The following is a 25,861-nucleotide window of genomic DNA, read 5'->3' on the forward strand; positions in this document are numbered from 1 at the left end:
GCTGGGAAGGGCGAGCTGTCCCCTTGAGGAGACAGCCCGCCCTTCCCAGCCGTCCCGCCTGCGGGAGGGGCGCGACCTCGCTTTCCATGCGCCAGCTCAGGCGATCATTTCGGCCAGGAAACCGAATCGCCCTCCGATATGCCCAATTCCGCCGAGCGCCCGCCGACCAGTTCCAGCACCGCCGCGATCGGCTCGCCCGAGGGGATCTGCGCTTCGCTGAACGGCACGGTGTTCTCCGCGATCCGCGCGATCGTGCCGTCGGCGCGGATAAACAGGATATCGAGCGGTGTCGGCGTATTCTTCATCCAGAAATTCGCCTCACGCGGGGCGCCGCCTTCGGGCGGATAGGGCGCGAACAACATGCCGCCATCGGGCTTCAGGTCGGTGCGGTACATCAGCCCCTGCGCCTGCTCGGCGGCCGTGCGGGCGGCCTCAACGGCGAATCGGTGCTTGCCCTGCGCGGTCGTGATGGTGACGGGCACGGTCGCGACCTTGCGTCCCGCCTGCTCCGCCGCTTCGGAGGAAGGCGTCTCGGCCGAACATCCCGCCAGCCCGGCTCCGGCCAAGGCCAGCGCCATCATGCCCATCCGTATCATTCGGCTCCTCTCGGCGTCACGACGACCGCCAGCGGCCCCTTCGGCCCCTCGACCACGCGCGCCGCCAGCGGCTGACCGGGTTCGACATCCAGGATTCCGCCGCGACGCAGCGTCTCCATATGAACAAAGATGTCCGCCCCGTCACGGTCCCGCAGCAGGAAACCATAGCCTTTCAGCCGGTTGAACCATTTGACCGCGACCTGCTCCGAATCGCCCGCCTCCGCGACCAGCGTGACCGGATCGATCCGGTCGGGCGAGCGAGGCCGTTTGGGCGCCTCCGGCACCGCATGGGTCAGGTCGATGGCCAGAACTTCGCGCGCCTGATAGCCACGCCCGCCCCGCGCGCCCAGCAACTCGACGCGCGCGCCCTCGGGCAGGCTGCGCCGCCCATGCGCCTGCAATACGGAGAAATGCACCAGCACATCCCCATAGATCGGATCATCCGCCACGACGAAGCCGAAGCCCCGCGTCACGTCGAACCATTTCACGACCCCCGCCAGCCTTACGGCCGTTTCCGCCGTTTCGCCGTCGACGCCGCCCCCTTGATTTGGCGTTTCTTCCAGCATCATCGCACCCTTGTCCCCCAAGGCTAGCATCATTGTTCGCACTCGCAATGCAATGCCCTTCGCATTTTTGCTGGTCCGGAGTGGGACGAGGGCAAAAAAACAGGGGAAGACGGCCTATAGTCTTGCGCCGGATCAGAAATCGCCGTCGTCGATCGTCTCGCCGGGGGCGGCGGAAACGATGCGCCGCGACAGATTCGCGGCATGTCCGGCACGCATCATCGCCGCAAACTGCTTCTCCCGAACCGTCCGGTCGACCTCGCCGTCGCCGAAAGGCCCGATTCGCCGCCGCCGGGCAAAGGCCAGGGCGGCATCCCGCGCCGCCTCCGCCACTTGGGGTGCGATCGCCTCGTGATCCTCCGCCCCGACCCGTGCGGCGTGCAACGCCTGCGCCACGCGACGCGCGCCCATGCCCCGCCGGGCCAGCGAGGCGGCCTTGGCCTCCGCATAGGCGCGATCGTCGATATAGCCGAGTTCGACCATCCGCGCCGCCAGCCCGCGCGGCTCCGGCCCGCCATCCCCCGCCCAACCCCTTTCGCGCAGCTTGCGAGTCAGGTAATCGACCAGCTTGCCTTCGGTGGTGGCAAATCGCTCGACATAGCGTAGCGCGAGAGCCTCCAGCATTTTGGGATCAAGGGGTTTTGGGGGGCGACGATCGGCGGACACGCCTTGTTTGTGCCACACTGACACCGGATTTAGAACGCGGGAAGCCGCCATTTGATGGTGGAAAAGAATCACTCGTACCCGCGCGACCATTTTGCGGGGACGCAAAAGCATAAGGAACGAAGGCAAGGTCATGACGATCGAGCACCATCAGGACGACGCGCGCGCCATCATCGCGACGCCGACCGAGGATGCGCTGCCGCGCCGCTTCGCCGACTTCGACACGCTGGGCGAAGCGCTGGACTATGCTGCCTCGGGTATGCGCGGTCTGAACTTCCATGATGCGCGCGGCACCCTGTCGCGCCCCTATCGCTTCGCGGAACTGCGCGAGGACGCGCTGACCTGCGCCCGCCGCCTGATCGCCAGCGGTGTGCAGCCCGAGGATCGCATCGCCCTGGTCGCCGAGACGGGGCCGGAATTCGCCGCGCTGTTCTTCGGGGTGGTCTATGCGGGCGCCTGGCCGGTGCCGCTGCCGCTGCCGACCTCGTTCGGCGGCCGTGACAGCTATATCGAACAGCTTCGCGTCCAGCTCGCCAGCTGCGACCCCAAGATGCTGATCTTCCCGCCCGAACTGGCGCAGATGGCGGGCGCCGCCGCTCAGGCCGCGGGCTGCGAGGGGATCGACTGGGACAGCTTCGCCACGCGCGCGGCCCCCGAGACCGAACTGCCCAAGGCCGATCCGGAGGCGATCGCCTATCTGCAATATTCCAGCGGCTCGACCCGTTTCCCGCATGGCGTGGCGATCACCCATCATGCGCTGCTCAACAATCTGGCCGCACACAGCCATGGCATGAAGATCCAGGACAGCGACCGCTGCATCTCCTGGCTGCCCTGGTATCACGACATGGGTCTGGTCGGCTGCTTCCTGTCGCCGATCGCCAACCAGGTTTCGACCGATTACCTCAAGACCGAGGATTTCGCGCGCCGTCCGCTGGCTTGGCTGGACATGATCAGCCGTAATCCGGGTACGTCGGTCAGCTATTCGCCGACCTTCGGCTATGACATCTGCGCGCGCCGCATCTCGTCGCAGACCAAGGCGTCGGACCGTTTCGACCTGTCGCGCTGGCGGATCGCGGGCAATGGCGCGGACATGATCCGTCCCGACGTCATGCAGTCCTTCGTCGACGCCTTTGCCGATGCGGGCTTCCCCGCCACCGCCTTCCTGCCCTCCTATGGCCTGGCCGAGGCGACGCTGGCCGTGTCGATCATGCCGCCGGGCGAAGGCATCCGCGTCGAACTGGTCGAGGAAACCCAGCTGTCGGGCGGCGCGCAAGGGACCGACCGACCGCAGCGTTTCCGCGCCATCGTCAATTGCGGCAAGCCCGCACGCGACATGACCATCGAGATTCGCGAAGAGGACGGCACCCCCCTGCCCGACGGCGCGATCGGCAAGGTCTGGTGCAAAGGCCCGTCGGTCATGGTCGGCTATTTCCGCGACCAGGCCGCGACCGATGCCTGCCTGGTCGATGGCTGGCTGGACACCGGCGACATGGGTTACATGTCCAAGGGCTATATCTACATCGTCGGCCGCGCCAAGGACATGATCATCGTCAACGGCCGCAACCACTGGCCGCAGGACATCGAATGGGCGGTCGAGCAGCTGCCGGGCTTCAAGGCGGGCGACATCGCCGCCTTCGCCATCACCACGCCGGGCGGCGAGGAGACCCCTGCCGTGCTGGTCCAGTGCCGCAGCTCGGACGATGAGGAGCGCCTTCGCCTGCGCGACGAGATCCGCGAGCGCGTGCGGGCGGTGACCGGCATGAACTGCGTGATCGAACTGATCCCGCCGCGCACCCTGCCGCGCACCAGCTCGGGCAAGCTGAGCCGCGCCAAGGCGCGCAACCTGTATCTGGCGGGCGAGATCAAGCCGTACGACGTCGCGGCCTGATTTTTTCCGGGATTGGAATTTGGAGCAAGGGGCTCGGTCGAAGGACGGAGCCCCTTTTCATTTGCCCCGCCGCTCCGTTCAGCCTGAGCGAAGTCGAAGGCCAAGGGATGACGTCTCCGGTGCCCCCCAATCACCCCAGCAAAGGCGGGGTGGGACAGGTGGTGAGGACTGGGCGTGGCCTTCGACTTCGCTCAGGCGGAACGGAGTTTGGGGAATGATGGGTCGGAGGTCGGGGTGAAAGCCCCTCAATCCTTCAACGGATCATGCCCCCAGTTCATCAGCGAATAGCGCCAGGGCGAGTGCTCGACATCCTCGTCCGGACCGCCCTGTTTCAGGTGCCGGTGAACATAGCCGACCACTTTCTTCATATGGGCATAGTCGTCGTCGGTCAGATCGGCCTTCTTCTTGCGCTTGATCTCGACGATGTGGCGGCCGGATTCATGCCCGACGCTCTCGCCCGATCCACCCTTTTTCTGGCCGACCTCCTTCGACTCGTCGGTGTCGAGAAACTTCTCCAGCTCGGCCGGGGCCATGTTCACGGCCTCCTTGAAATCGGCGTAAATCTGTTCGTGTTCGTCGGCCATGCGCGGCTCCTTTCGGGGCGGTCAACGCCGCGCGCGGGCTTTAAGGTTCAGATCAGCATCGCGGCATAGCTTTGCGGCGGCGGCGGCAGGGTCGCGCGCGCGATTCCGCCGAGGATCAGCACGACTGCCAGCACCGCCCCCGTCGCCCACACGATCCGCCGGTCGCCCCGCCACGGCTTGGCGATGATCAGCCCCAGCGCGCAGGCGACGATCGGCCACAAATGATAGCGGAAGTCCGACGCGACACTGATGACCAGGAAGCTCGCCTCCAGCCCCAGCGCCGAGCCGAACAGCGCCCCCGCAAAGCCATCCCCGCGCGTCACCGCCAACCCTCCGGCCGCCAGCACCAGCCAGACGACCGGCCACATGATCGGCACATCGACCCAGTCCCCCGCCATCTTCTGCCACGCCAGCGCGGTCCGGCCCGGCTGCCCGAAATGATAATCGTTCGGCTCGCTCCCCTGCGGCGGGGCGGCATTGATCCAGCGCGCGGGCACCCGGAAGCGCCAGGTCGAATTGACATGCGCCAGCCTTTGCTCGGCATAGGCGAGCGGATGATGCAGGATCGCAGGCGCGAGCTTGGCATAGATCCGTCCCGGCGGGGTCGTCTCGAACCGCTGCAGCCGGGCGCCGCAGCGGGCCGGCTCGCCGAGCGGGTCCCAGAAGAAGGGCTTCACGCAATGTTTGGCGCGGATGTCCGCCACCTCGGCCGGGGACAGGCCGAGCCGGGGGTCATGGGGCACGCGCACCGCAATCCCCGCCAGATCGTACAACGCCTGGGTCCGCGCCACGCCGCTGTCCGCCGCGCCGAGGAGCTGGTGGTTGATGAAGGGCGCTACCGCCAGCATCGCGAGCGTCAGCGCCACGGTAAGTGCGATCCGGCGCGGCCAGCGCTCCGTGACCAGCAGCGCGACGAGCGGGGCGATCGCGAAGATCGCATTGGCGCGGACCAGCGCGGCATAGGCCAGCAACAGCCCCGCCGCAGCCCATGCCCCGCGCGGCACCGCCTGCCCCCGCAACCGCCACCAGCCGATGATCCCGACCGCGCCCAGCGTTGCGCCGGTCATCTGCGCATCCTTCAGGATCGCGACCTGCCAGCCGAGCCATGGCGGCACCAGCCCGACCGCCAGCACCAGAAGGGCACCACGCGGCCGCCGGTCGACGATCGCCGCCGCCAATGCCCCAAGCCCCAGCCACCATCCGGCCAGTTGCAGCACCAGCATCGGCGCTGCCCCGTGCGTCACGAACAGCGACCATAGCCGCGCCATGATCGGCGGGTGCCAATCGTCATATTGCCCGGTCAGCGCCTGCGCATATTGGCCGACACTGTCATATTGAACGAAGCCCGGCGCGAAGACGATGACGCTGAGCCCGAACAGGATCAGGGCCGCGACGATGATACGCAGGCGGTGGCTATGGGCGCGGGTCATGACGGATGCGACCGATGCGGCCAAAGCCGGATGTTTCGCAAGCGGAATGCGCCGTGTCGTCGCGGTTGCGCGGGGATAGCCGTATCACCTTGCCCCGCCTAAGCCAGACACGGGCATCAATCGAGGGCAAGCGGATGGATAGCGACACGGCACTGGTCATCATCGACATGCAGATGGAGATGCAGCACCGGATCGATGCGGGGCGCGCCCATGTCAATCCGGATGCACCCGACACGATCGCCGCGCTGGCAGACGCTTTTCGGCGCAACCGGCGCCCGGTGATCCATATCCGTCATGCAGCCGCCGATTCGGCCGCATCCCTGCATCCTGATGCTTCAGGCTATCCGCCCATGGCCTGTGCGGTGGAACGGCCCGGCGAGGTGGTGTTCGTGAAGCGCAGCTCGTCGGCCTTTGCGACGACCGGACTGGAGACGCATCTGCGCCGGCAGGGGATCACGCATATCCATGTCGTGGGGGCCGTGGCGGGGTTTTGCGTCAACTCGACGGTGCGCGCGGCGGCGGACCTGGGGTTTGGCGTGACGGTGGTGCGCGACGGGGTGATCGGGTTCGACCTGCCCACCGCCGGGTTGGACGCGGGGGTGATCTTCGACGTCACCATGGGCTTGCTCGCGGCGGATTTCGCGGAGGTGGCGGGGAGTGAAACGGTGTTGGCCGGATTGAAGTGAGGATTGGGCATGGCCTCCGGCATCGCTCAGGCTGAACGGCCGTTTAGAGCACTATAACATGAGCCTGATCCACCCCTCCCCTTCAGGGGAGGGGCAGGGGGTGGGGCGTTTCCGCAAACGACGGGCCTGTGGCGATGCCCCACTCCAACCCCTCCCCTTTAAGGGGTGCGGCCAGTCTTGGTTCGATCCCATGTCATCATATTCTGCTGCCCCCCTCGCTACGTTCGGCCTGATCGAAATCGAAGGCCACGCCACCCCCAACGAAAAAGGGGTCCGCCATCGCGAACCCCTTCCCCATCATCCGATCGGCCAGAAATCAGATGTGCAGCGCACGCCCATAGGCGGCGAGCACCGATTCGTGCATTGATTCCGAGATGGTCGGGTGCGCGAACACCGTTTCCATCAGCTCGGCCTCGGTCGTCTCCAGCTGGCGGGCGACGACATAGCCCTGGATCATCTCGGTCACTTCCGCGCCGACCATGTGCGCGCCCAGCAATTCGCCGGTCTTGGCGTCGAACACCGTCTTCACGAAACCTTCCGCCTCGCCCAGCGCGATCGCCTTGCCGTTGCCGATGAAGGGGAACTTGCCGACCTTCACCTGATAACCGGCTTCCTTGGCCTTCGCCTCGGTGAAGCCGACGCTGGCGACCTGCGGACGCGAATAGGTGCAGCCCGGGATATTGCCCTTGTCCATCGCGTGCGGGTGGACGTCCTTGTTGCCCAGCGCCTGCGCGATGGCTTCGGCGGCGATCACGCCCTCATGGCTCGCCTTGTGCGCCAGCCACGGTGCGCCCGTCACGTCGCCGATCGCCCAGATGCCATCGACGTTCGTGCGACCATAGCCGTCGGTCTTGATGTGACCGCGATCGGTTTCGATGCCCAGCTTGTCCAGACCGATATTCTCGGTGTTGGGCACGATGCCGATGGCGACGATCGCGTGGCTGAACTCGGCGGTCTCGACCTTGCCGTCCGGCCCCTTCATCGCGGCCTTCACGCCCGATGCGGTGGCCTCCAGCTTTTCGAGGCCGGTCTTGGTCTTGATGGTCATGCCGAACTTGGTCAGCTGCTTGGTCATGAACTCGCTGACTTCGGCATCCTCGACCGGCATGATCCGGTCGAGCATCTCGACGATGGTCACTTCCGCGCCCATGTCGTTGTAGAAGCTGGCGAACTCCACGCCGATCGCGCCCGAGCCGATGACCAGCAGCTTGGTCGGCATGGCGGGCGGCACCATCGCGTGGCGATAGGTCCAGATGCGCTCGCCGTCCGCCTTGGCGAAGGGCAGGTCGCGGGCGCGCGCGCCGGTGGCGACGATGATGTGCTTGGCGGTCAGCTCGGTGGTCTTGTCGCCCTGGACGACCGACAGCTTGCCCTTGCCGGTGATCGTGCCGACGCCCTCATGGACGGCGACCTTGTTCTTCTTCATCAGGCCCTTGACGCCCGCATTCAGCTGGCCCGCGACCTTCCGGCTGCGATCGACCACCTTGTCGAGGCTGAACGAAGGCTTCTCGACCGACAGGCCGTATTGCGCGGCATGGGTCATGTAGTGATAGACCTCGGCCGAGCGCAGCAGCGCCTTGGTCGGGATACAGCCCCAGTTGAGGCAGATGCCGCCCAGCCGCTCGCGCTCGACGATCGCGACCTTCAGGCCAAGCTGGCTCGCGCGGATCGCCGCGACATAGCCGCCGGGACCCGAGCCGAGGACGATAAGGTCGTAAGTGTCAGCCACTTTGCTCTTCCTTCTGAACGCGCACCATCTGGGTGCGCGGGGGACTATCCCCGAGTAGATTTCAGTCTTGCGCCGGGGCCATCGGCGGAACGGTGCGCGGCTTGCGGTCCTTGTCGGTCGCGACGAACACGAAGCGCGCCTGGGTCACCTTGGTCGCGTCCTCCATGTGGCGGGCGCGGCGCCAGGCTTCGACCTCGATGGTCATCGACGTGTTGCCGACCCGGACCAGGGTGGCATAGACCGACACTTCGTCACCGACGAGGACGGGGGCGTGGAACTTCATCCCCTCCGCCGCGATCGTGACCGCGCGGCCGCCCGAATGGCGCGAGGCCACCGAACCCGCCGCCAGGTCCATCTGGCCCATCAGCCAGCCGCCGAAGATATCGCCGTAAGGATTGGCGTCCGACGGCATGGCGGTGACGCGAATGGTGGGGTGCTGATCGGGAAGCGTGCTCATTGTTCGCTATGCCTGCGTGCCATGCGGTCGGCGATGCGCGCGCGGTGGAGCGGGCCGATGCCCATCGCCACCGTCGCCAGCGCCGCCCCCGTGCCGCACCACCAGATTTCGGTGCGGGCGAGCGGATAGGCCCAGGCGGCGGCCCAGGTCATGACAAGCGCCGCCATCAGCCCCAGGCCGATATAGAACAGCTCCGTCCGAACCCGCATGACCCCGCCCCCGGCTTATCAGGCCAGCATCGCCAGCGGACGCTCGACCAGTTCCTTGAACACCTTCATCAGTTCGGCGCCGTCGGCCCCGTCGATGGCGCGGTGGTCGAAGCTGCCGGTCGCCGACATGACGGTCGCCACGCCCAGCTGGTCGTCGACGATGTACGGACGCTTCTCGCCCGCGCCGATCGCCAGGATCATGCCCTGGGGCGGGTTGATGACCGCCTCGAACTGCTTGATGCCGAACATGCCCATGTTCGAGATCGAGGCCGTGCCGCCCTGGAATTCATGCGGCTGCAGCTTGTTGTCGCGGGCGCGGCTGGCCAGGTCCTTCATCGTGGTCGAGATGGACGACAGCGAACGCGTATCAGCCTCCGACACGATCGGGGTGATCAGGCCCGCCGGGGTCGACACCGCGACCGAGATGTCGGCGCGCTTGAAGCTGATCAGCTGGTCGGGCGTGAACATGACGTTGCACTTCGGCACCGCCATCAGCGACACGCCCAGCGCCTTGATGAGCATGTCGTTGACCGACAGCTTCACGCCGCGCGATTCGAGACCGGCGTTCAGCTCGCCGCGCAGCTTCAGCAGCGCGTCGAGGCGGATATCCACCGTCAGATAGATGTGCGGAACCTGCTGCTTCGATTCGGTCAGGCGACGCGCAATGGTCTTGCGCATGTTCGACAGCTTCGACGCCTCGTGCGGGATATCCGGCACCTGCGCGGGCTTGGGCGCGGGCGCAGGGGCCGAAGCGGCCTCCGACGACGACGCGGCGGCAGCGGGAGCCGCCTTGGCCTGGCCCGGCTGCGCGTTCTCGACGTCGGCCTTCACGATGCGGCCGTTCGGGCCCGAGCCGGTCAGCGCGGACAGCTCGATACCCTTTTGCGAGGCGATGCGACGCGCCAGCGGGCTGGCGATCGCGCGGCCACCATTGCCAGCCGGCTTGCCCGAATCGGCGGGCTTGCCGTGATCCTCGGCCTGCTCGACGGTGCGCTCGGCGGGCTTGGCTTCGCTGCCGGTCTTATTGGGATCGGTGGGATCGGTCGGCATGGGGTTCGCCGGAGCCGGGGTTTCCGACTTCGTGGGCGCCTGGACCGACGCGGCATCCTCGCCCTCTTCGGCCAGGATCGCGATGACGGTGCCGACGTTTACGTTGTCGGAGCCCTCGGAGACGAGGATCTTGGCGATGACGCCTTCGTCCACCGCCTCGAATTCCATGGTGGCCTTGTCGGTTTCAATCTCGGCCATGATATCGCCGGACTTCACCGTGTCCCCTTCCTTCACCAGCCATTTGGCCAGCGTGCCTTCCTCCATGGTCGGCGACAGCGCGGGCATCTTGATCTCGATCGACATGGAGGTCCTCTCGGGGCAAACCAATTCCGTAGCGGCCCGTCTCTTGCGCCCGAATTGCGCTCGGTCAAGTCATGGCCTTGCATGAAATACTATGTAACGGCATCCCTTGACGGGAATTTGGGGGCCGCCATGCGTATCTATCTGGTCGTGATCGACGACAGTCCGGAATCGAAAATCGCCCTGCGCTTCGCCGCCCGGCGTGCGGTGAAGACCGGCGGCGGCGTTGAAATCCTGACGCTGCTGCCGCCGCAGGAGTTCATCGCGTTCGGTGGCGTGCAGGCGACGATCGAGGATGAAGCCCGGCAACAGGCCGAGGCGCTGCTCGCCAGCGCGGCGGGGACGATCCTGGACGAATCGGGCCTGCGTCCCTCGATCACGGTGCGCGAGGGCGACGGGCCGAAGGTGATCCGCGAGATCATCGCGGCCAATCCCGACATCGCCGCGTTGGTGCTGGGGGCTGCGGCCAGCGGCGCGCCGGGCAAGCTGGTCAGCCACTTTTCCGGCACTGACGCAGGCGCCCTGCCGGTGCCGGTGATGATGATCCCGGGGTCGCTGACGCCCGAGGCGATCGATCGGCTGAGCTGAATCCTCCCCAGTATGGGGAGGGGGATCGCCGCGAAGCGGTGGTGGAGGGGGATCGCCGCGAGGGACGCCCTTTGTGGAAGCCCCCCTCCACCATCCTTCGGATGGTCCCCCTCCCCGTGCCGGGGAGGATTTTTACTCCGCCGCCTTGGTCAGTTCCTCGAACTCGGCCGCCGCGAGGAAGCGCTCGGCGTCGAGCGCGGCCATGCAGCCGGTGCCCGCCGCCGTCACCGCCTGGCGGTACACCTTGTCCGCCACGTCGCCGCACGCGAACACGCCGGGCACGCTGGTCCGCGTCGACCCCGTCTCGACCGCGATATAGCCGTCCGAATCCAGCTCCAGATGCCCGCGGAACAGCTCGGTGGCCGGATGGTGGCCGATCGCGACGAAGCCGCCCTCGACGTCCAGGCGGCTATGCTCGCCCGTCACCGTGTCGAGCAGGTCGAGCGCGACGAGGCCCGCATTGCCGCCGCCGTCGACGAATTCGCGGACTTCCTTGTTCCACAGCACCTTCACGTTCGGATGCGCGAACAGCCGCTCCTGCAGGATGCGCTCGGCGCGCAAGCTGTCGCGGCGGTGGATCAGCGTCACGTCATCCGAATGGTTGGTCAGGTACAGCGCCTCCTCGACCGCGGTATTGCCGCCGCCGATCACCGCCACCTTCTTGCCGCGATAGAAGAAGCCGTCGCAGGTCGCGCAGGCCGACACGCCCTTGCCCTTCATCGCCTCTTCGCTGTCCAGGCCCAGCCACTTGGCCTGCGCGCCCGTCGCGATGACCAGCACCTCGCCCTCATAGACGTCGCCGCCATCGCCGATCAGGCGGAACGGTCGATTGGTCAGGTCCACTTCCGTGATCGTGTCCCACATCATCCGCGCGCCGACATGCTCGGCTTGGCGTTGCATCTGCTCCATCAGCCAAGGCCCCTGGATGACGTCGGCGAAGCCGGGATAATTCTCGACATCCGTGGTGGTGGTCAGCTGGCCGCCCGGCTGGATGCCCTGCACCACGATCGGCTGCATGCCTGCGCGCGCGCCGTAAATGGCGGCGGACAGCCCGGCAGGCCCCGAACCGAGGATGAGCATACGCGTGGTGTGGGTGGTCATGTCCGAATCCTGTGAAACGATTTGCCTCCAGATAGGCGTTGCTCCTCCAAAAATGAACCGCTTCTCATGCGGCCAATCCGCGCCTGGTTCGTTTGGCGTTGCAAGTGGAGGTTTGCCCGATGCGCGACGACGACGATGTGAAGATCACCGAATATACCGCCCCCGCCGGCGGCTGGGGCTCGATGAAGGGCATGGCGAAGGTCCTGCCCAAGGAAGGGCTGGGTCCCGAGGTGTTCGACACGCTGCGCCGCCAGAACAAGCCCGGCGGCGTCATGTGCGTCAGCTGCGCCTGGGGCAAACCGGCCAAGCCGCATATCGCCGAATTCTGCGAGAACGGGGCCAAGGCGACTGCCTGGGAACTCAGTTCGCTTCGCGTGACGCCGGATTTCTTCGCCAGGCATAGTGTGACGGAACTGGAGTCCTGGCCCGACCACGACCTGGAACAGGCGGGCCGCCTGACCCATCCGATGCGGTACGACCGGGCGTCCGACAAATATGTCGCGGTCAGCTGGGACGAGGCGTTCGCCGCGATCGGCGCCAAGCTGAAGAGCTGCGACCCGACCAAGGTCGTGCTCTACGCCTCGGGCCGCGCCTCCCTCGAAACCTCGTTCATGTATTCGCTGTTCGCGCGGATGTGGGGGCAGCAGAACCTGCCCGACAGTTCGAACATGTGTCACGAGACGACCTCGGTCGGCCTGAAGTCCGCCATCGGATCGCCCGTCGCGACGATCCAGATGGAGGATTACGACAAGTGCGACGCGATCTTCTCCTTCGGGCAGAATGTCGCGACCAACGCGCCGCGAATGCTCCACAACCTCCAGGCCTGCGCCAAGCGCGGGGTGGAGATCGTGACCTTCAACCCGCTTCGCGAGCGCGGCTGGGAGCGTTTCGCGTCGCCGCAGAACCCGGTGCAGATGCTGACCGGCAGCTCGACCGACATTTCCAGCCAATATCATCAGGTCAAGGCGGGCGGCGACATCGCCGCGCTGACCGGCATCTGCAAGCTGGTGATCGAGGAGGATGACCGTGCGGTGGCCAAAGGCACCAAACGCATTCTCGACCATCATTTCATCGAGCAGCACACCACCCGGTTCGAGGATTTCGCCAACTATTGCCGCAATGCGGCGTGGAGCGACATCATCCGCGATTCGGGCCTGACCCGCGACGCGATCGAACAGTCGGCACGGGTGTATATGCGCGCCGAGCGGGTGATCGCCGTCTATGGCATGGGCATCACCCAGCATCGCTATGGCATCGATGCGCTGCACATGATCGTCAACCTGCTGCTGCTGCGCGGCAATATCGGCCGCGAGGGCGCAGGTCCCGGCCCAGTGCGCGGGCACAGCAACGTGCAGGGCCAGCGCACCGTCGGCATCACCGAGAAGACCGAACTCGCGCCCGTCGAGCGGTTGAAGGAACTGTTCGAGTTCGAGCCGCCGACCGAAAATGGCTGGGACACGGTCGAGGCCTGCCGCCAGATCATCGCCGGGACCGCGCAGGGCTTCGTCCAGCTCGGCGGCAATTTCCTGCGCGCCACGCCCGAACATGCCAGGATGAAGGCGGCCTGGGCGAAGCTCCCCATCACCGTTCATATCGCCACCAAGCTCAACAAGAGCCATCTGGTGCCGGGCGAAGAGAGCTATATCCTCCCCTGCCTCGGCCGGTTGGAGACGGACATGCAGGAAGGCGGTCGTCAGGCCGTGTCGATGGAGGACTCTTTCAGCCATATCTATGGCTCGGTCGGCAAGGCGACGCCCGCCGCCGATACGCTGTTGTCCGAACCCGCGATCGTGGCGGGCATCGCCAAGGCGGTGCTGGAGCCCAATCCCAATGTGCCGTGGGACGAATGGGTCGGCGACTATGGCCTTGTCCGCACCGCGATCGAGAATGTCTATCCGGACAAGTTCGCCAATTTCAACGATCGCCTGTTCGAGCCGGGCGGCTTCTGGAAGGGTAATCCCGCCTCGCACCGCAAATGGGAAACCGAGAGCGGCAAGGCCGAGTTCAACGTGCCCCGCGCGATGGACGCCTCGGGCATCACCCCCGCCGAGGGGCGGATGCGGCTCATCACGCTGCGCTCGAATGACCAGTTCAACACGACCATCTATGGCTATGACGATCGCTTCCGGGGGATCAGCGGCACGCGGATGGTGGCGATGATGAACAAGGCCGACATCGCCCGGCTGGGCCTGACCGATGGTCAGACCATCGCGCTGGAGAGTGATGCCGATGACGGTGAGGAGCGCGTCGTCGAGGGCCTGCGCGTGGTCGAGTATAACATCCCCGAAGGGTGCATCGGCGGCTATTATCCCGAGCTCAACTATCTGATCCCGCTGGAGCATCATGCGCTGGAAAGCCATGTCCCCGCGGGCAAGTCGGTGCCGGTGAAGGTACGTGCCCGGGCATGAGCATGACGTCATGAGCATATTGGGTGCGGTCCTGACCGGCGGACGTTCGTCGCGCTTCGGGTCGAACAAGGCGATTGCGATGCTGGGCGACCGGACGCTGGTGGCGCATGCCCGGGCGATCATCGCCCCGCATTGCGCGCGGGTGGTGCAGGTCGGCGGCGTGGACGGGGTGCCCGACATGCCCGCCCCCGGCCTGGGTCCGCTGGGCGGGATTGCGGGCGCGCTGGATTATGCCGCAAGCCACGGCTTTCGCTGCGTCCTGACCATCGGATGCGACATGCCACGCCTTCCGCAAGGACTGATCGAGGCGGTCCTGCGACGCGAGCCGAGCTATTGCCAGGATGCGCCGGTGCTGGGGCTGTGGCCCGCCGCGCTGGGTGCGCATCTGATGGCGCATCTCTCGCTCGGGCGGGACCGCTCGGTACGTGGCTGGGTACGCGCGATCGGGGCGATCCCCATCGCCTCGCCCCAGCCGATCGCCAATGTGAACACGCCCGCCGACCTCGCCGCGCTGTGAGCCGGATGGGGATAGACCCTTTCCTCCCCAGCAAGGGGAGGTGGCAGGCCGCAGGCCTGACGGAGGGGTGTCCCGATCAGCGAGCTGGGACGTCCGTCGCACCCAGGGACACCCCACCACCATGCCCTGCATGGTCCCCCTCCCCTTGCAGGGGAGGAATAGTTTGAGGGTCACCCAAATGTTGACACTGATCCGCCTGTCGCCGGACGGCGCGGCCGGTCCCATCGAGCGCGACATCGCGGTCGAATGCCCGGTCGCGATCGAGGTGGACGGGTTCGGCTATGCGGTAATGATGATGACGCCCGAGCGGCTGGAGGATTTCGCCACCGGCTTTCTCCTGACCGAAAGGCTGGTCGACGCGCCCGGCGACATTCTCGACATCGAGCCCTTTGCGGCCGAAAGCGGCTGGATCGTCCGGGTGACGCTGGCCGAGCATCTGCGCGGGCGGATGCAGGACCGGGTCCGCCACCGGACGAGCGATACCAGTTGCGGGCTGTGCGGGCTTTCGGGCCTCGAGCAGATCGCCCGCCCCGTCACCGGACGTCCTCCCGCGCCCCAGGTGGATGTGGAAACGCTGTTCGCCACACTTGCCACCGTCCGGACGCACCAGCCGCTGAACGCGCAAACAGGCGCGGTCCATGCCGCCATTGCCTGTGACGCGGGGGGCATGGTGCTGGCCGCCGCGGAGGATGTCGGGCGGCACAATGCCCTCGACAAGCTGGTCGGGACATTGGCACGCGGGACGGTGCTCAGCCCCGACTTCATCCTCGTAACCTCGCGGATCAGCTATGAGATGGTCGACAAGGCGCTGGTGGCCGGGGTCGGCCTGCTGGTCGGAATCTCCGCGCCGACCAGCCTGGCGATCGATCATGCCCGTCAGCATGGCCTGACCCTGATCGCGCTGGCCCGGTCCGATGCGATGCTGGTCGCGCACGATCCGCACGATCGCTTCGCCTGACCGGTCAGCCTGCCGCAAGCCTCCGCCGCTCCACCCAGTCGGGCTGGTTAGACCTGGACGCGAGATCGGAAGGATCCTGCAAGATCCGGTCACGCCCGGCCCGCTTGGCGCGGTAAGCCAGCTGATCGGCACGCCCAATCAGCTCATCGAGCGTCTCGCCCGCCTGATGCCGGACGATCCCACCACTGACCGTCAACCCGGGTAGCCCTTGCGTCGCGAAGGGCTTCAAGGCGTCGCGAATCGCGTCGCCCAGCCGCGTCGCCCGGTTATCCTGCGCGTCGCTATCGGCATCGGGGATCAGGACGGCAAATTCCTCGCCCCCCATGCGCACCGCCAGCATGTCCGGCGCGGTCCGCGCCTGCACCACCTGCGCAAAGGCGACCAGCACCGTGTCGCCGGTCGCATGGCCATGGCGGTCGTTGATCGCCTTGAAATGATCGAGGTCGAGAACCAGGGCATGAAGCCCCTCCCCGTGCATCGCCGCTTCCGCCAGCATGCGGGGGCCGGCGCGGTACAGTCCGCGCCGGTTCGTCAGCCCGGTCAGCGGATCGGTCTCGGCATCGAGGATCGTCTCCTCCAGCGCCTTCTGGATCACCAGCAGCATCAGGCACAGCCCCGCTGCGACCAGCAGCACGCCGGTCGAGATCTGAGAGACCACCGCATAGACGCTGCTCAGATAGGATTTCGGCGTAGGCCCCGAGCCGAGCGTGAGCACGAGCCACGGCTTCAGCAGGAAATGCACGCCGATCACCCCGAAGATACCGATCAACATGGCCCGGATCGGTCCACCCTGCGCGATCTGGCGCGCCGTCAGCATGACGACGAACGACGCGATGGCGAAGGGAAGCTGGAACATCAGCTCATAGGGCAAGGTGTTGCGTGGCCCGTCCGCTATCGCCAGCCGCAGCGCCAGTCCGGCACCCCATAGCAACAGGATCAGCCGCCATGGCGGGCGACGCCCGACAAAGGCCTGTATGCCCACCGCCATCGCCAGGATACCGCCAAGGAACACGCCGTAACCGACGACCGAGAACAGCGCGACGTGATCGGTATAGAGCACCAGCAGATGGCAGATGGGCGTGAAGAAGCCGAGCAGATAGCTGACCATGAACCAGGCCGCCGCCCGCTGCCGCGAATAGGACAGCGCGATCACGCCGTAGGTCACGACGAAAAGCGCCGCCATGCAGCTATTGGCTATCAAGGCATAGACGGCGGCATTCACGACCTAAGATCCGAGGCTCCTGGAGGACATCGTGACGCAGACCTATTTGGCAGAGGAAAAGGAGAGGTTAAGGCGCACGAAAGCACCCGGCCCTCAGCCCCCGTCCTCTCCGGATGCCGGGCACGATATAACAATCGGGGTCGATATGCCATGCCGGACAGGCTGCAAATCCGCCGAATTCCCCGATCCGGATCCGCTGTTTCGGACATAAGCGTCATTGGTGCCCGCGACCGCCGACGACGCCACATCGGATGGCAAGCGTCGACACGCCTGTGACGGGGTACGACGGCAGGCGCCAAGGGGCGTGGTCATCGTCGTGAATGCTGAAGGAAATACACCGGGTGGTAGCGAAGGAGGGACTTGAACCCCCGACACGCGGATTATGATTCCGCTGCTCTAACCAGCTGAGCTACTTCGCCATGCCAGGCGTTCCACCCGGTGGAGGCGCGCCTATAGACAGGCTGTTTTCGGGCGTCAAGCGAACAAATGACGGGAAAGCATTTCCCATGGGCCGCCGCGATACCACCAGGTGCCCAGACCGATCAGTTCCACGGCACGCGGGCGGAAATCGCGCTCCATCTGCTGGAGAAGCAGCCTGGCCGTGGCGGGCGTCACCTTGTTCTGGATGGTCACATGCGCGCGCCAGCCACCCGCATCCTGCGGAGTCAGCATTCCGGCAAAGGCGTCGACCAGTTCATGGCGGATCGCGACGAGGCCGGGCGAATCGATCCGGATCGCCACGCCCCGGCCCAGCGACATCAGCCCGCTCGCCCTTGCGTCGGGGGCTCGCACCCCGCGCGTCAGGCCGTTGAGGCGATGCTTCAGCTCCGCCTCGGCCGAGGGCGGCAGATGGTGGAACAGCGTGCAATGCGCGTCGAGCACATTCCGCTCGGGCGGAAAATGCTGGCGGCGCAAGGCGTCGAACGCGCCCTGATCGGCGCGGCCGAACAGGGCGGTGACGATGATCGGGGCTGGCGGCTGGTTCAGATTTCCACCTGACTGCCCAGCTCGACCACGCGGTTGGTCGGCAGGCGGAAAAACTCCATCGCGCTCTCGGCGTTGCGCAGCATCCAGGAGAACAGCTTTTCACGCCACATCGACATGCCCGGCCGCTCGGCGGCGAGCAGGGTCTGGCGCGACAGGAAGAAGCTGGTGTCCATCATCTTGAACGCGCCGCCCGCCATCTCGACCCGCTTCAGCGCGGCGGGCACGTCCGCCTCTTCCATGAAGCCGAATCGCAATACCAGGCGATGGAAACCATGGCCCAGATCGTCGCGCTTCGCGCGGTCGTCCTCGGGCCAATAGGGCTGGCTCATGATCTTGACGGTCAGCAGGATGATCCGCTCGTGCAGCACCTTGTTGTGCTTCAGATTGTGGAGCAGCGCGTGCGGCACCCCCTCGGGCGAGGAGGTCATGAAGATCGCGGTGCCCGACACCCGGCTCGCCGCGCCCGCCGCCGAATCGATGAAGATGTGGATCGGCATCGTGCCTTCGCGCAGCCGCTGGATCATCAGCTTGCGGCCCGTCGACCAGGTGGTCAGGAAGGTGAAGATGATGAAACCGATCAGCAACGGCACCCAGCCGCCCGAGGGCACCTTGGTCAGGTTGGCGAGGAAATAGGCCCCGTCGACCAGGAAGAACAATCCCAGCAAGGGCAAGGCGGCGTAGAGCGGCCATTTCCAGAGCCGGGTCAGCGCCACCCCCAGCAGGCAGGTGTCGATCAGCATCGCCCCCGTCACCGCGATCCCATAGGCCGAGGTCAGGTTGGACGACGAGCGGAAGAACAGGACCAGCAGGATCACCATCACCATCAACATCCAGTTGATGAGCGGGATGTAGATCTGCCCGGCGGTCGCCGCCGACGTATGCTCGATCCGCAGGCGCGGCATGAAGCCCAGCTGGATGGCCTGCTGCGTCACCGAGAACGCGCCGGTGATGACCGCTTGGCTGGCGATGACGGCAGCGGCGGTCGCCAGGATCACCAGCGGCAGCTGCAACCCCTCCGGCGCCAGCATGTAGAAGGGGCTTTCCAGCGCGGCGGCCCCTTCGCGGAACAGCAGCGCACCCTGCCCCATATAGTTCAGCATCAGGGCAGGCAGCACGAAGACCAACCAGGAGAGGCCGATCGGTCGCCGCCCGAAATGGCCCATATCGGCATAGAGCGCCTCCGCCCCGGTCACCGCCAGCACGACCGAACCCAGCGCCAGGAACCCCCGCAGCGGATCGATGAAGAAGAAGCGGACGGCATGGTGCGGCGACAGCGCCTGCAGCACCTCCGGCGTCTGGACGAAGCTCATGATGCCCAGCACCGCGATCACGGCGAAATAGACGAGCATGACGGGGCCGAAGAACAGGCCGACCCGCTCGGTGCCCGAACGCTGGATCTTGAACAGCACGATCAGGATGGTGATGGCGATCGGCAGGACGAAGCCGCCGAATGCGGGCGCGGCCACCGCCAGCCCCTCGACCGCACCCAGCACGGTGACGGCGGGGGTGATCATGCTGTCGCCATAGAACAGCGCGGTGGCGAAGACGCCGAGCAATATGATCCCGCGCGACCAGCGCCGCGTCTTGGTCTGCCCGGAGACGAGCGCCAGCAACGCCAGGCTGCCCCCCTCGCCCTTGTTGTCGGCACGCATGATGATCGCGACATATTTGACCGAAACGACGATCATCATCGACCAGAAGATCAGGCTGATGACGCCCAGGATATGCGCATTGTCGAGCGGCAGGGGATGGTGCGGGTTGGCGAAGGTTTCGCGGAATGCATAGATCGGACTGGTGCCGATATCCCCGAACACGACACCGATCGCGCCCAGCGCCAGGCGCGCCATGCCCTGCGGCGGGTGGGGATAGATATCCTTGTTCGCGGTGGTGGCGATCCCGGTGGGTGAGACGCTCATGACTGGGGGATCGTGCCGGTGATGGAAAGGATCATCGGCGACATCCGTGGCAACCCTGTGATCATCGCGCCGCCCTAGCATGGCCCCAAAAGGCCAGCAACGCAGGGGTCGAAGGCTTGTTGCATCACTGCACGATTTCGGCGGGCGGGCGATGCCGCAATGCAACAGTGGAAAGGCGCGCTTCGGACGCCGGTCTCCGTGAGACCCCTTTGCCCTTCCCCAACCCCTCCCGCCTGCGGGAGAGGAGAGTCTTGCGACGGTCCGCCCCCAAAAGCACGCCCCTCCCGCCTGCGGGAGGCGAGATAAGTAGTACCACCCGAAACGGTTCACCTCCCGCCTCCGATCGGCTACGGCACGACCATGGTTAGTCGCACCGCCGCTCAGGCCGCTTCGGAAATCCCGTCCCCGATCGTCACCATCGACGATGTTCGCGCCGCCCATGCGCGTATTTCGGACCGGATCATCCGTACTCCGACGCTCATCAGCCGGACGCTGTCGCAGCTGACCGGGGCGACCGTCTATCTGAAGTTCGAGAACCTGCAATTCACCGCCGCCTACAAGGAACGCGGCGCACTCAACACCCTGCTGCAACTCTCCGACGCCGCCCGGGCGAAGGGTGTCATCGCTGCGTCGGCGGGCAATCATGCGCAGGGGCTGGCCTATCACGCCAACCGGCTGGGCATCCCCGCGACCATCGTGATGCCGCGCACCACGCCGATCGTGAAGGTCGTCCAGACCGAAGGGCATGGTGCGACCGTGGTGCTGGAGGGCGACAATTTCGACGCCGCCTATGCCCATGCCCGCGAGCTGGAGGCGGAGCGCGGCTATACCTTCGTCCATCCCTTCGACGATGCGCGGGTGATCGCAGGGCAAGGCACGGTGGCACTGGAAATGCTGGAGGACGCGCCCGATATCGACACGCTGATCGTGCCGATCGGCGGCGGCGGCCTGATCTCGGGCATCGCCACGGTCGCGGCGGCGGCGGACAAGCCGGTCGAGGTCGTCGGCGTCCAGGCCGAACTGTTCCCCTCCATGTACAACAAGCTGAACGGCACCGACCTGCCCTGCGCGGGCGATACGCTGGCCGAGGGTATCGCGGTCAAGGTGCCCGGCGGCCTGACCTCACAGATGGTGGCGCAGCTGGTGCGCGAGATCGTGCTGGTGGATGAGCGCCATCTGGAGGAATCGGTCAGCGCACTGCTCCAGATCGAAAAGACCGTGGTCGAGGGCGCGGGCGCGGCGGGCCTCGCCGCGCTGATGTCGCACCCGGAGCGTTTCCGGGGCAAGACGGTCGGCATCGTGCTGTGCGGCGGCAATATCGACACGCGCCTGCTCGCCAACGTCCTGCTGCGCGACCTTGCCCGCTCGGGTCGGCTGGCGCGCCTGCGCATCCGGTTGCAGGACCAGCCGGGCGCGCTGTTCAACGTCGCGCGCATCTTCGACCGGGAGCGGGTGAACATCATCGAGGTCTATCACCAGCGCGTCTTCACCACCCTGCCCGCCAAGGGGCTGATCACCGATATCGAGTGCGAGACGCGCGACGCGCTGCACCTGCACCGGTTGATCGAGGCGCTGCGTGCAGCGGGATACGATACGACCCAGGTCGAACTCGCCTGACCCCCGGACCACGGCGCCGCTTTTCTTGCGATTCGTCCCGTTTCCGAACGATGCTGCCCCATCGCTTCGGACGGGAAGATCGTTAAAGAAGGTTATTGTCCCCCACTCGAAGGAACTGCCCGGCGGTGACCGCGCCTTTTCGTTTCCCGCGCTTCTTCGTCACCAGCCCCGCTCCCTGCCCCTATTTGCCGGGGCGCGACGAGCGAAAGGTGTTCACCGAGCTGAGCGGCGATCATGCCGATGAGCTGAACGAAGCGCTGAGCCGCATCGGCTTTCGCCGCAGCCAGGGAGTGGCCTATCGCCCCTCCTGCGCGGGGTGCAGCGCCTGCGTGTCGGTGCGCGTCGTGGCAGGCGGCTTTCGCCCCAATGCAACCCAGCGCAAGCTGCTGCGCCGCCACGCCGACCTGGAGGTCACCGCCTGCCAGCCCTGGGCGACCGCCGAGCAATTCGCACTGCTCCGCCGCTATCTGGGCGAGCGGCATCCCGGCGGCGGCATGGCGGCAATGGACGAGAGCGACTATGCCGACATGGTCGAGCTGTCGCCCGTCCAGTCGGTGCTGGTCGAATATCGCGAACCGACGGCGGCGGACGGGACGCGCGGGCGGCTGGTCGGCTGTTGCCTGACCGACCGGCAGGGCGACGGGCTGTCGATGATCTACAGCTTTTTCGAGACGCAGGATGAACGCCGCCCCGGCCTGGGCAACTTCATCATCATGGACCATATCCTGCGCGCCCGTGCGGCCGAGCTGCCCTATGTCTATCTCGGCTATTGGGTGAAGGGGTCGCCGCGCATGGCATACAAGACCCGTTATCAGCCGCTGGAGGCGCTGACCGTGCGCGGCTGGGCGCCCTTCACCGGCGACAGCCCTGCCCCCATCGCGCCGCCGCCGGTCGAAACCGCGATCGAGGCCGGGGAAACCTGACCAGGGATCGATGCTCTCCCATTCCTCCCCTGCAAGGGGAGGTGGCAGGGCGCAGCCCTGACGGAGGGGTGTCGCGCTCTCGAGAGGGGTGACACCCCTCCACCAGCTTCGCTGGTCCCCCTCCCCTTGCAGGGGAGGAATTAGGCCGAAGCCTGATGCACCGCCTCATCCACCAGGGCTACTTCCCGCCACGCCTCGCCCGACAGCGCGGTCGCCCCGGCGGCGTCCAGCGCGACGGCAACCCTGACGTGTCGGTCCTGCGGGCTAAGCCCGATACTCGGATCGAATCCGATCCAGCCCAGCCCCTCGATATAGGCTTCCGCCCAGCAATGCGCCGTGGTGCCCGCCGCGTCATCCCAGGACGCGAAGCCCGAGACGAACCGGGCCGGCACCCCCAGCGACCGCGCCGCCACGCAGAAGATATGCGCCAGATCGCACGCCCCCGCCGCCTCCGAGGCAAAAGCCGCCGCCGCGTCCGTCGCGGGGCTTTGCGCAGCGCTGGCAAAGCGGCGGTGGAGCGCGGCATTCATCGCATGGAGCGCCGCCAGGCTGCTGTCCGCGCCGCGTATCGCCTCTTCGGCAAAGGCCGCAATCGCGGCATCGGCGGGCGTCGCCGGGGTCGCGCGCAGAAACAGGGCGGGCGGCAGCGTCTCGGTCGTCCCGCGCACCAGGCCATGCGCATCGCTGGTCAGCACCTCGCCGGTCGCGGTGATCGTCACCCTCTCGGGCGCGTCCTGGATATAGAGCATGGTCACGGCATTGCCGAAACCGTCCTGCCCGCGCCGCAGCCGCGCGTCGCAGTCGACGTCGATATGCCAGTTTGCCACCGTCTGATCGTCATGATTTTCCGGCGTCAGGCGCAGCATCTGGACCATGGTCGGCCGACCCGGTTTCGGGCGGTGGACGATCTGGTGCTCGATCGCGATGCGCATCAGGCGAACTTGAACTGACGGCCGATGGCGCCGTGCAGCAGGGCATTCTCCTGGATAAAGGCTTCGAGAAACTGGTGAAGCCCGCCCGCGATCACATCGCCCGACCGCGTCTTCGTCATCCGATTGGCCCGCAACCTCGCCATACGATCCGCCTCCCCATGCTGCCCCGTACGCCGGGCAAGCTGCCCCAGCACGTCCACCGTTTCCTCGACCGACGCCGCCAGGCTGCGCGGCAGTTCGGCGCGCGCGATCAGCAGGTCGATGACGTTGGCGGGCTTCAGCCCGTCGGAATAGAGCCAGCGATAGGCGGTTACGGCGGACACGGTCTGGAGGATCGTCGTCCACTGGTCGCGATCGACGACGCCGCCGATCCGCTCGCCCGCCGGCAGCAGGATGTGGTACTTCACGTCGAGCAGCCGCGCGGTATTGTCCGCCCGCTCCACCGCCTGGCCCAGCCGGATGAACCAGGTCGTCTGGTTGCGCAGCATCCGGTGGACGGCGCCCTCGAAACCACGCGTCTCGTTCTTCACCGCCTCGACCAGGCCGAGGACGGCGGTGGGATCATCGGCGGCGGGCCTGGCCTCGAAATGCAGCCAGGCGCGGTTGATCGCGCTCCACGCCTCGCGGGTCAGCGCGGTGCGCACCGCCCGCGCGTTCGTCCGCGCCATGTCGACGCAGCGCACGATCGAGCCGGGATGGCAGGTCTCGACCGTCAGGAAGCGCGCGACCTCGCGACGGCGCAGCTCGCGCCCGCCCTCGGCAAAGGCGCTGGCGGTGTCGGTGACGGCCAGCGCCGAGCCCCAGGCGGCCAGCCCCGCCGAGCGCGGCGACAGCACGTCGAGCCGGACGGTCGCCTCGACCAGCCGGGCGATGAAATCGGCCCGCTCGAAATAGCGGCCCAGCCAATAGAGCGAGGATGCGGTCCGCGAAAGCATCAGCGCACCCCCTGCGTCTGGATCTGCGACTGCTGGCCCTGCACATGCACCCAGCTGTCGGGTTCGGGATGGAGCAGGACGAAACTGTCCTTGGTGCCGCCGCCCTGGCTGGAATTGACGACCAGCGACCCTTCGCGAAGAGCGACACGGGTCAACCCGCCCGGCGTCACCTCCACGCCGTTGCGACCGGTCAGGACGAAGGGGCGGAAATCGACATGGCGCGGCGCGACCCCGCTTTCGACCAGGGTCGGCACGGTCGACAACGCCAGCGTCGGCTGGGCGATGTAACGATGCGGCTCGGCGATCAGCGCGGCGCGGAAATGCTCGATCTGCGCCTTGGTGGCGGTCGGGCCGACCAGCATCCCGTAACCGCCCGATCCGTCGACCAGCTTGACCACCAGTTCGTCCAGATGGTCGAGGACATAGGCCAGCGCCTCCGGCTCGCGGCAGCGCCAGGTGTCGACATTCTTCAGCTTGGGCTCCTCGCCCGAATAATAGCGGACGATGTCCGGCATATAGCTGTAGATCGCCTTGTCGTCGGCGATGCCGTTGCCCGGCGCGTTGAGAATCGCGACATTGCCCGCCGCATAGGCCGCGATCAGGCCGGGTACGCCCAGCATGGAATCCGGGCGGAAGACCAGGGGATCGAGGAAGTCGTCATCGACCCGGCGATAGATGACATCGACCTTCACCCGGCCCGCAATGGTGCGCATCCAGACGATATCGTCATCGACCACCAGATCGGCCGCCTCGACCAGCTCGATCCCCATCGAATCGGCCAGGAAGCTATGTTCGTAATAGGCGGAGTTGAAATGCCCCGGCGTCAGGACGACGCAGGTCGGCTCGGCGACGCCGTGCGGCGCGACCGACTTCATCGTGGCGAGCAGCCGGTCGGGATAGCTGTCGACGGCGGCCACCCGGAACTGGCGGAACAGCTCGGGGCAGAGGCGCAACATCGCCTCGCGGTTTTCCAGCATGTAGCTGACGCCGGAGGGCGTGCGGGCATTGTCCTCCAGCACGAAGAAATCGTCCGGGCCGGTGCGCACCAGGTCGATGCCGCAGATATGCGCCCAGACGCCGTGCGGCGGGCGCATTCCCGCGATCTCGGGCCGGAACTGCGGATTGCCGAAGATCAGGTCGGGCGGCAGGATGCCGTCGCGCAGGATCTTTCGTTCGCCATAGATATCGTCGAGAAAGGCGTTGATCGCCTCGACCCGCTGGACCAGCCCTTCGGACAGGCGCGCCCATTCGTCGGGCAGGAAGACACGCGGCACGATGTCGAAGGGGATGATCCGCTCGGCCGCATCGCTTTCGCCATAGACGGCAAAGGTGATGCCCAGCTGGCGGAAGGTCGCCTCTGCCGCCTGCTGGCGGCGGCGGAGTTCGCTATCGGGAGTGTGATCGAGCCAGCGTTGAAGCGCGGATAATTCGGGCCGCGGCGTCACTGCGCCGGAAGCCCCCATGATTTCGTCGAACGCGGCGATAGTCCCCATCCGGTCGTTACGCTCCCCCTTGTACCTGGGTTCCATGCTGCACCGCATGATGGGGGTGTGCAAGGGGCATTATAGTTCCTCCCCGGCACGGGGAGGGGGACCGCCGCGA

General features: G+C 66.5%; 24 protein-coding genes and 1 tRNA gene. 8 read left to right on the forward strand and 17 right to left on the reverse strand.

From position 1 onward, the window contains the following. Window positions 1-104: 104 nt before the first annotated feature. The 3 genes from BSZ14_RS15875 to BSZ14_RS15885 all read right to left on the reverse strand — a co-directional run bounded on the left by BSZ14_RS15875 (window position 105) and on the right by BSZ14_RS15885 (window position 1,783). Window positions 105-596, reverse strand: coding sequence for a DUF192 domain-containing protein (locus BSZ14_RS15875; RefSeq protein ID WP_241823791.1), 492 nt, complete (start codon window positions 594-596; stop codon window positions 105-107). Beyond that, entirely contained in the window at window positions 593-1,162 is a 570-nt protein-coding gene (locus tag BSZ14_RS15880) for a cold-shock protein (RefSeq protein ID WP_076711685.1), read from the reverse strand. The genes BSZ14_RS15875 and BSZ14_RS15880 overlap by 4 nt, the downstream gene beginning before the upstream one ends. 132 nt (window positions 1,163-1,294) lie before the next feature. Continuing rightward, a complete protein-coding gene (locus BSZ14_RS15885) occupies window positions 1,295-1,783 on the reverse strand; it encodes a RecX family transcriptional regulator (protein ID WP_076711665.1) in 489 nt (162 codons plus the stop codon). 172 nt (window positions 1,784-1,955) lie between these two features. Here BSZ14_RS15885 and BSZ14_RS15890 point away from each other — a divergent pair, with 172 nt between their 5' ends. Next, a complete protein-coding gene (locus tag BSZ14_RS15890) occupies window positions 1,956-3,710 on the forward strand; it encodes a fatty acyl-AMP ligase (protein WP_076711666.1) in 1,755 nt (584 codons plus the stop codon). Window positions 3,711-3,955: 245 nt separating this feature from the next. Here the strand turns inward: BSZ14_RS15890 and BSZ14_RS15895 are convergent, their stop codons facing one another. Continuing rightward, window positions 3,956-4,294: a DUF3140 domain-containing protein gene (locus tag BSZ14_RS15895; protein WP_076711667.1), complete on the reverse strand. Its 339-nt coding sequence runs from the start codon at window positions 4,292-4,294 to the stop codon at window positions 3,956-3,958. Window positions 4,295-4,341: 47 nt separating this feature from the next. Next, window positions 4,342-5,724: a hypothetical protein gene (locus BSZ14_RS15900; RefSeq protein ID WP_076711668.1), complete on the reverse strand. Its 1,383-nt coding sequence runs from the start codon at window positions 5,722-5,724 to the stop codon at window positions 4,342-4,344. Window positions 5,725-5,858: 134 nt separating this feature from the next. Between BSZ14_RS15900 and BSZ14_RS15905 the strand changes: the two genes are divergently transcribed. Continuing rightward, the gene (locus BSZ14_RS15905; protein WP_076711669.1) at window positions 5,859-6,410 is read left to right on the forward strand and encodes an isochorismatase family protein; all 552 of its coding nucleotides are present in this window, start codon (window positions 5,859-5,861) and stop codon (window positions 6,408-6,410) included. A 316-nt stretch (window positions 6,411-6,726) separates the two neighbouring features. Here BSZ14_RS15905 and lpdA read toward each other — a convergent pair whose 3' ends face one another. From lpdA to BSZ14_RS15925, 4 genes are all read right to left on the reverse strand, one after another. Then, window positions 6,727-8,139 (reverse strand): dihydrolipoyl dehydrogenase, encoded by a 1,413-nt coding sequence (gene lpdA, locus BSZ14_RS15910; RefSeq protein WP_076711670.1) that lies wholly within the window; start codon window positions 8,137-8,139, stop codon window positions 6,727-6,729. Between the two features lie 61 nt (window positions 8,140-8,200). After that, entirely contained in the window at window positions 8,201-8,596 is a 396-nt protein-coding gene (locus BSZ14_RS15915) for an acyl-CoA thioesterase (RefSeq protein WP_076711671.1), read from the reverse strand. Further along, on the reverse strand, window positions 8,593-8,805 hold the full coding sequence (locus BSZ14_RS15920; protein WP_076711672.1) for a hypothetical protein: 213 nt from the start codon (window positions 8,803-8,805) through the stop codon (window positions 8,593-8,595). The genes BSZ14_RS15915 and BSZ14_RS15920 overlap by 4 nt, the downstream gene beginning before the upstream one ends. Before the next feature lie 18 nt (window positions 8,806-8,823). Continuing rightward, window positions 8,824-10,158, reverse strand: coding sequence for a pyruvate dehydrogenase complex dihydrolipoamide acetyltransferase (locus BSZ14_RS15925; RefSeq protein ID WP_076711673.1), 1,335 nt, complete (start codon window positions 10,156-10,158; stop codon window positions 8,824-8,826). Window positions 10,159-10,287: 129 nt separating this feature from the next. On the opposite strand from BSZ14_RS15925, the gene BSZ14_RS15930 reads away from it, so the two are divergent. Beyond that, a complete protein-coding gene (locus tag BSZ14_RS15930) occupies window positions 10,288-10,743 on the forward strand; it encodes a universal stress protein (RefSeq protein WP_042484979.1) in 456 nt (151 codons plus the stop codon). A gap of 132 nt (window positions 10,744-10,875) precedes the next feature. Here the strand turns inward: BSZ14_RS15930 and trxB are convergent, their stop codons facing one another. Next, complete coding sequence (gene trxB, locus BSZ14_RS15935; protein WP_076711674.1) at window positions 10,876-11,844, reverse strand: thioredoxin-disulfide reductase; 969 nt, start codon at window positions 11,842-11,844, stop codon at window positions 10,876-10,878. Between the two features lie 119 nt (window positions 11,845-11,963). On the opposite strand from trxB, the gene BSZ14_RS15940 reads away from it, so the two are divergent. The 3 genes from BSZ14_RS15940 (at window position 11,964) to fdhD (ending at window position 15,727) form a co-directional block, all read left to right on the forward strand. Further along, window positions 11,964-14,252 carry an FdhF/YdeP family oxidoreductase gene (locus tag BSZ14_RS15940; protein WP_076711675.1) on the forward strand — a complete coding sequence of 763 codons (2,289 nt, stop codon included), beginning with the start codon at window positions 11,964-11,966 and terminating at the stop codon, window positions 14,250-14,252. Continuing rightward, window positions 14,239-14,769 carry a molybdenum cofactor guanylyltransferase gene (mobA, locus tag BSZ14_RS15945; RefSeq protein WP_241823792.1) on the forward strand — a complete coding sequence of 177 codons (531 nt, stop codon included), beginning with the start codon at window positions 14,239-14,241 and terminating at the stop codon, window positions 14,767-14,769. Before BSZ14_RS15940 ends, mobA begins: the two co-directional genes overlap by 14 nt. A gap of 178 nt (window positions 14,770-14,947) precedes the next feature. Continuing rightward, entirely contained in the window at window positions 14,948-15,727 is a 780-nt protein-coding gene (gene fdhD / locus BSZ14_RS15950) for a formate dehydrogenase accessory sulfurtransferase FdhD (RefSeq protein WP_089413673.1), read from the forward strand. 4 nt (window positions 15,728-15,731) lie between these two features. Here fdhD and BSZ14_RS15955 read toward each other — a convergent pair whose 3' ends face one another. The 4 genes from BSZ14_RS15955 to BSZ14_RS15970 form a co-directional block, all read right to left on the reverse strand. After that, a complete protein-coding gene (locus BSZ14_RS15955; RefSeq protein ID WP_083748300.1) occupies window positions 15,732-16,910 on the reverse strand; it encodes a GGDEF domain-containing protein in 1,179 nt (392 codons plus the stop codon). A 381-nt stretch (window positions 16,911-17,291) separates the two neighbouring features. Continuing rightward, window positions 17,292-17,368 (reverse strand) — tRNA-Met (locus BSZ14_RS15960). 55 nt (window positions 17,369-17,423) lie between these two features. Continuing rightward, window positions 17,424-17,936: a 2'-5' RNA ligase family protein gene (locus tag BSZ14_RS15965; protein ID WP_076711678.1), complete on the reverse strand. Its 513-nt coding sequence runs from the start codon at window positions 17,934-17,936 to the stop codon at window positions 17,424-17,426. Next, the gene (locus BSZ14_RS15970; protein ID WP_445190550.1) at window positions 17,933-19,783 is read right to left on the reverse strand and encodes a potassium transporter Kup; all 1,851 of its coding nucleotides are present in this window, start codon (window positions 19,781-19,783) and stop codon (window positions 17,933-17,935) included. Before BSZ14_RS15970 ends, BSZ14_RS15965 begins: the two co-directional genes overlap by 4 nt. 429 nt (window positions 19,784-20,212) lie before the next feature. Between BSZ14_RS15970 and BSZ14_RS15975 the strand changes: the two genes are divergently transcribed. Together BSZ14_RS15975 and BSZ14_RS15980 are read left to right on the forward strand one after the other, a co-directional pair. Further along, window positions 20,213-21,469, forward strand: coding sequence for a threonine ammonia-lyase (locus BSZ14_RS15975; RefSeq protein WP_076711679.1), 1,257 nt, complete (start codon window positions 20,213-20,215; stop codon window positions 21,467-21,469). Between the two features lie 125 nt (window positions 21,470-21,594). After that, a complete protein-coding gene (locus tag BSZ14_RS15980; RefSeq protein WP_076711680.1) occupies window positions 21,595-22,392 on the forward strand; it encodes an arginyltransferase in 798 nt (265 codons plus the stop codon). A 140-nt stretch (window positions 22,393-22,532) separates the two neighbouring features. Here the strand turns inward: BSZ14_RS15980 and BSZ14_RS15985 are convergent, their stop codons facing one another. From BSZ14_RS15985 to BSZ14_RS15995, 3 genes are read right to left on the reverse strand one after another with little or no spacing between them, the layout of a single operon-like run. After that, on the reverse strand, window positions 22,533-23,324 hold the full coding sequence (locus tag BSZ14_RS15985) for a transglutaminase family protein (RefSeq protein WP_076711681.1): 792 nt from the start codon (window positions 23,322-23,324) through the stop codon (window positions 22,533-22,535). Continuing rightward, on the reverse strand, window positions 23,324-24,259 hold the full coding sequence (locus tag BSZ14_RS15990) for an alpha-E domain-containing protein (protein ID WP_076711682.1): 936 nt from the start codon (window positions 24,257-24,259) through the stop codon (window positions 23,324-23,326). The genes BSZ14_RS15985 and BSZ14_RS15990 overlap by 1 nt, the downstream gene beginning before the upstream one ends. Further along, window positions 24,259-25,752 carry a circularly permuted type 2 ATP-grasp protein gene (locus tag BSZ14_RS15995; protein ID WP_076711683.1) on the reverse strand — a complete coding sequence of 498 codons (1,494 nt, stop codon included), beginning with the start codon at window positions 25,750-25,752 and terminating at the stop codon, window positions 24,259-24,261. The genes BSZ14_RS15990 and BSZ14_RS15995 overlap by 1 nt, the downstream gene beginning before the upstream one ends. Window positions 25,753-25,861 lie beyond the last annotated feature (109 nt).

Origin of the sequence: Sphingomonas sp. Sph1(2015), assembly GCF_001970915.1 — a bacterium.
In the GTDB taxonomy this organism is placed as follows: Bacteria; Pseudomonadota; Alphaproteobacteria; order Sphingomonadales; family Sphingomonadaceae; genus Sphingomonas; species Sphingomonas parapaucimobilis.

Coding starts and splice junctions, on each gene's coding strand:
- BSZ14_RS15875 (WP_241823791.1), bottom strand. CDS start 596: ATGATACGGATGGGCATGATGGCGCTGGCCTTGGCCGGAGCCGGGCTG.
- BSZ14_RS15880 (WP_076711685.1), bottom strand. CDS start 1,162: ATGCTGGAAGAAACGCCAAATCAAGGGGGCGGCGTCGACGGCGAAACG.
- BSZ14_RS15885 (WP_076711665.1), bottom strand. CDS start 1,783: ATGCTGGAGGCTCTCGCGCTACGCTATGTCGAGCGATTTGCCACCACC.
- BSZ14_RS15890 (WP_076711666.1), top strand. CDS start 1,956: ATGACGATCGAGCACCATCAGGACGACGCGCGCGCCATCATCGCGACG.
- BSZ14_RS15895 (WP_076711667.1), bottom strand. CDS start 4,294: ATGGCCGACGAACACGAACAGATTTACGCCGATTTCAAGGAGGCCGTG.
- BSZ14_RS15900 (WP_076711668.1), bottom strand. CDS start 5,724: ATGACCCGCGCCCATAGCCACCGCCTGCGTATCATCGTCGCGGCCCTG.
- BSZ14_RS15905 (WP_076711669.1), top strand. CDS start 5,859: ATGGATAGCGACACGGCACTGGTCATCATCGACATGCAGATGGAGATG.
- BSZ14_RS15915 (WP_076711671.1), bottom strand. CDS start 8,596: ATGAGCACGCTTCCCGATCAGCACCCCACCATTCGCGTCACCGCCATG.
- BSZ14_RS15920 (WP_076711672.1), bottom strand. CDS start 8,805: ATGCGGGTTCGGACGGAGCTGTTCTATATCGGCCTGGGGCTGATGGCG.
- BSZ14_RS15925 (WP_076711673.1), bottom strand. CDS start 10,158: ATGTCGATCGAGATCAAGATGCCCGCGCTGTCGCCGACCATGGAGGAA.
- BSZ14_RS15930 (WP_042484979.1), top strand. CDS start 10,288: ATGCGTATCTATCTGGTCGTGATCGACGACAGTCCGGAATCGAAAATC.
- trxB (WP_076711674.1), bottom strand. CDS start 11,844: ATGACCACCCACACCACGCGTATGCTCATCCTCGGTTCGGGGCCTGCC.
- BSZ14_RS15940 (WP_076711675.1), top strand. CDS start 11,964: ATGCGCGACGACGACGATGTGAAGATCACCGAATATACCGCCCCCGCC.
- fdhD (WP_089413673.1), top strand. CDS start 14,948: ATGTTGACACTGATCCGCCTGTCGCCGGACGGCGCGGCCGGTCCCATC.
- BSZ14_RS15955 (WP_083748300.1), bottom strand. CDS start 16,910: ATGGCGGCGCTTTTCGTCGTGACCTACGGCGTGATCGCGCTGTCCTAT.
- BSZ14_RS15970 (WP_445190550.1), bottom strand. CDS start 19,783: ATGGCGCGCCTGGCGCTGGGCGCGATCGGTGTCGTGTTCGGGGATATC.
- BSZ14_RS15975 (WP_076711679.1), top strand. CDS start 20,213: ATGGTTAGTCGCACCGCCGCTCAGGCCGCTTCGGAAATCCCGTCCCCG.
- BSZ14_RS15985 (WP_076711681.1), bottom strand. CDS start 23,324: ATGCGCATCGCGATCGAGCACCAGATCGTCCACCGCCCGAAACCGGGT.
- BSZ14_RS15990 (WP_076711682.1), bottom strand. CDS start 24,259: ATGCTTTCGCGGACCGCATCCTCGCTCTATTGGCTGGGCCGCTATTTC.
- BSZ14_RS15995 (WP_076711683.1), bottom strand. CDS start 25,752: ATGGGGACTATCGCCGCGTTCGACGAAATCATGGGGGCTTCCGGCGCA.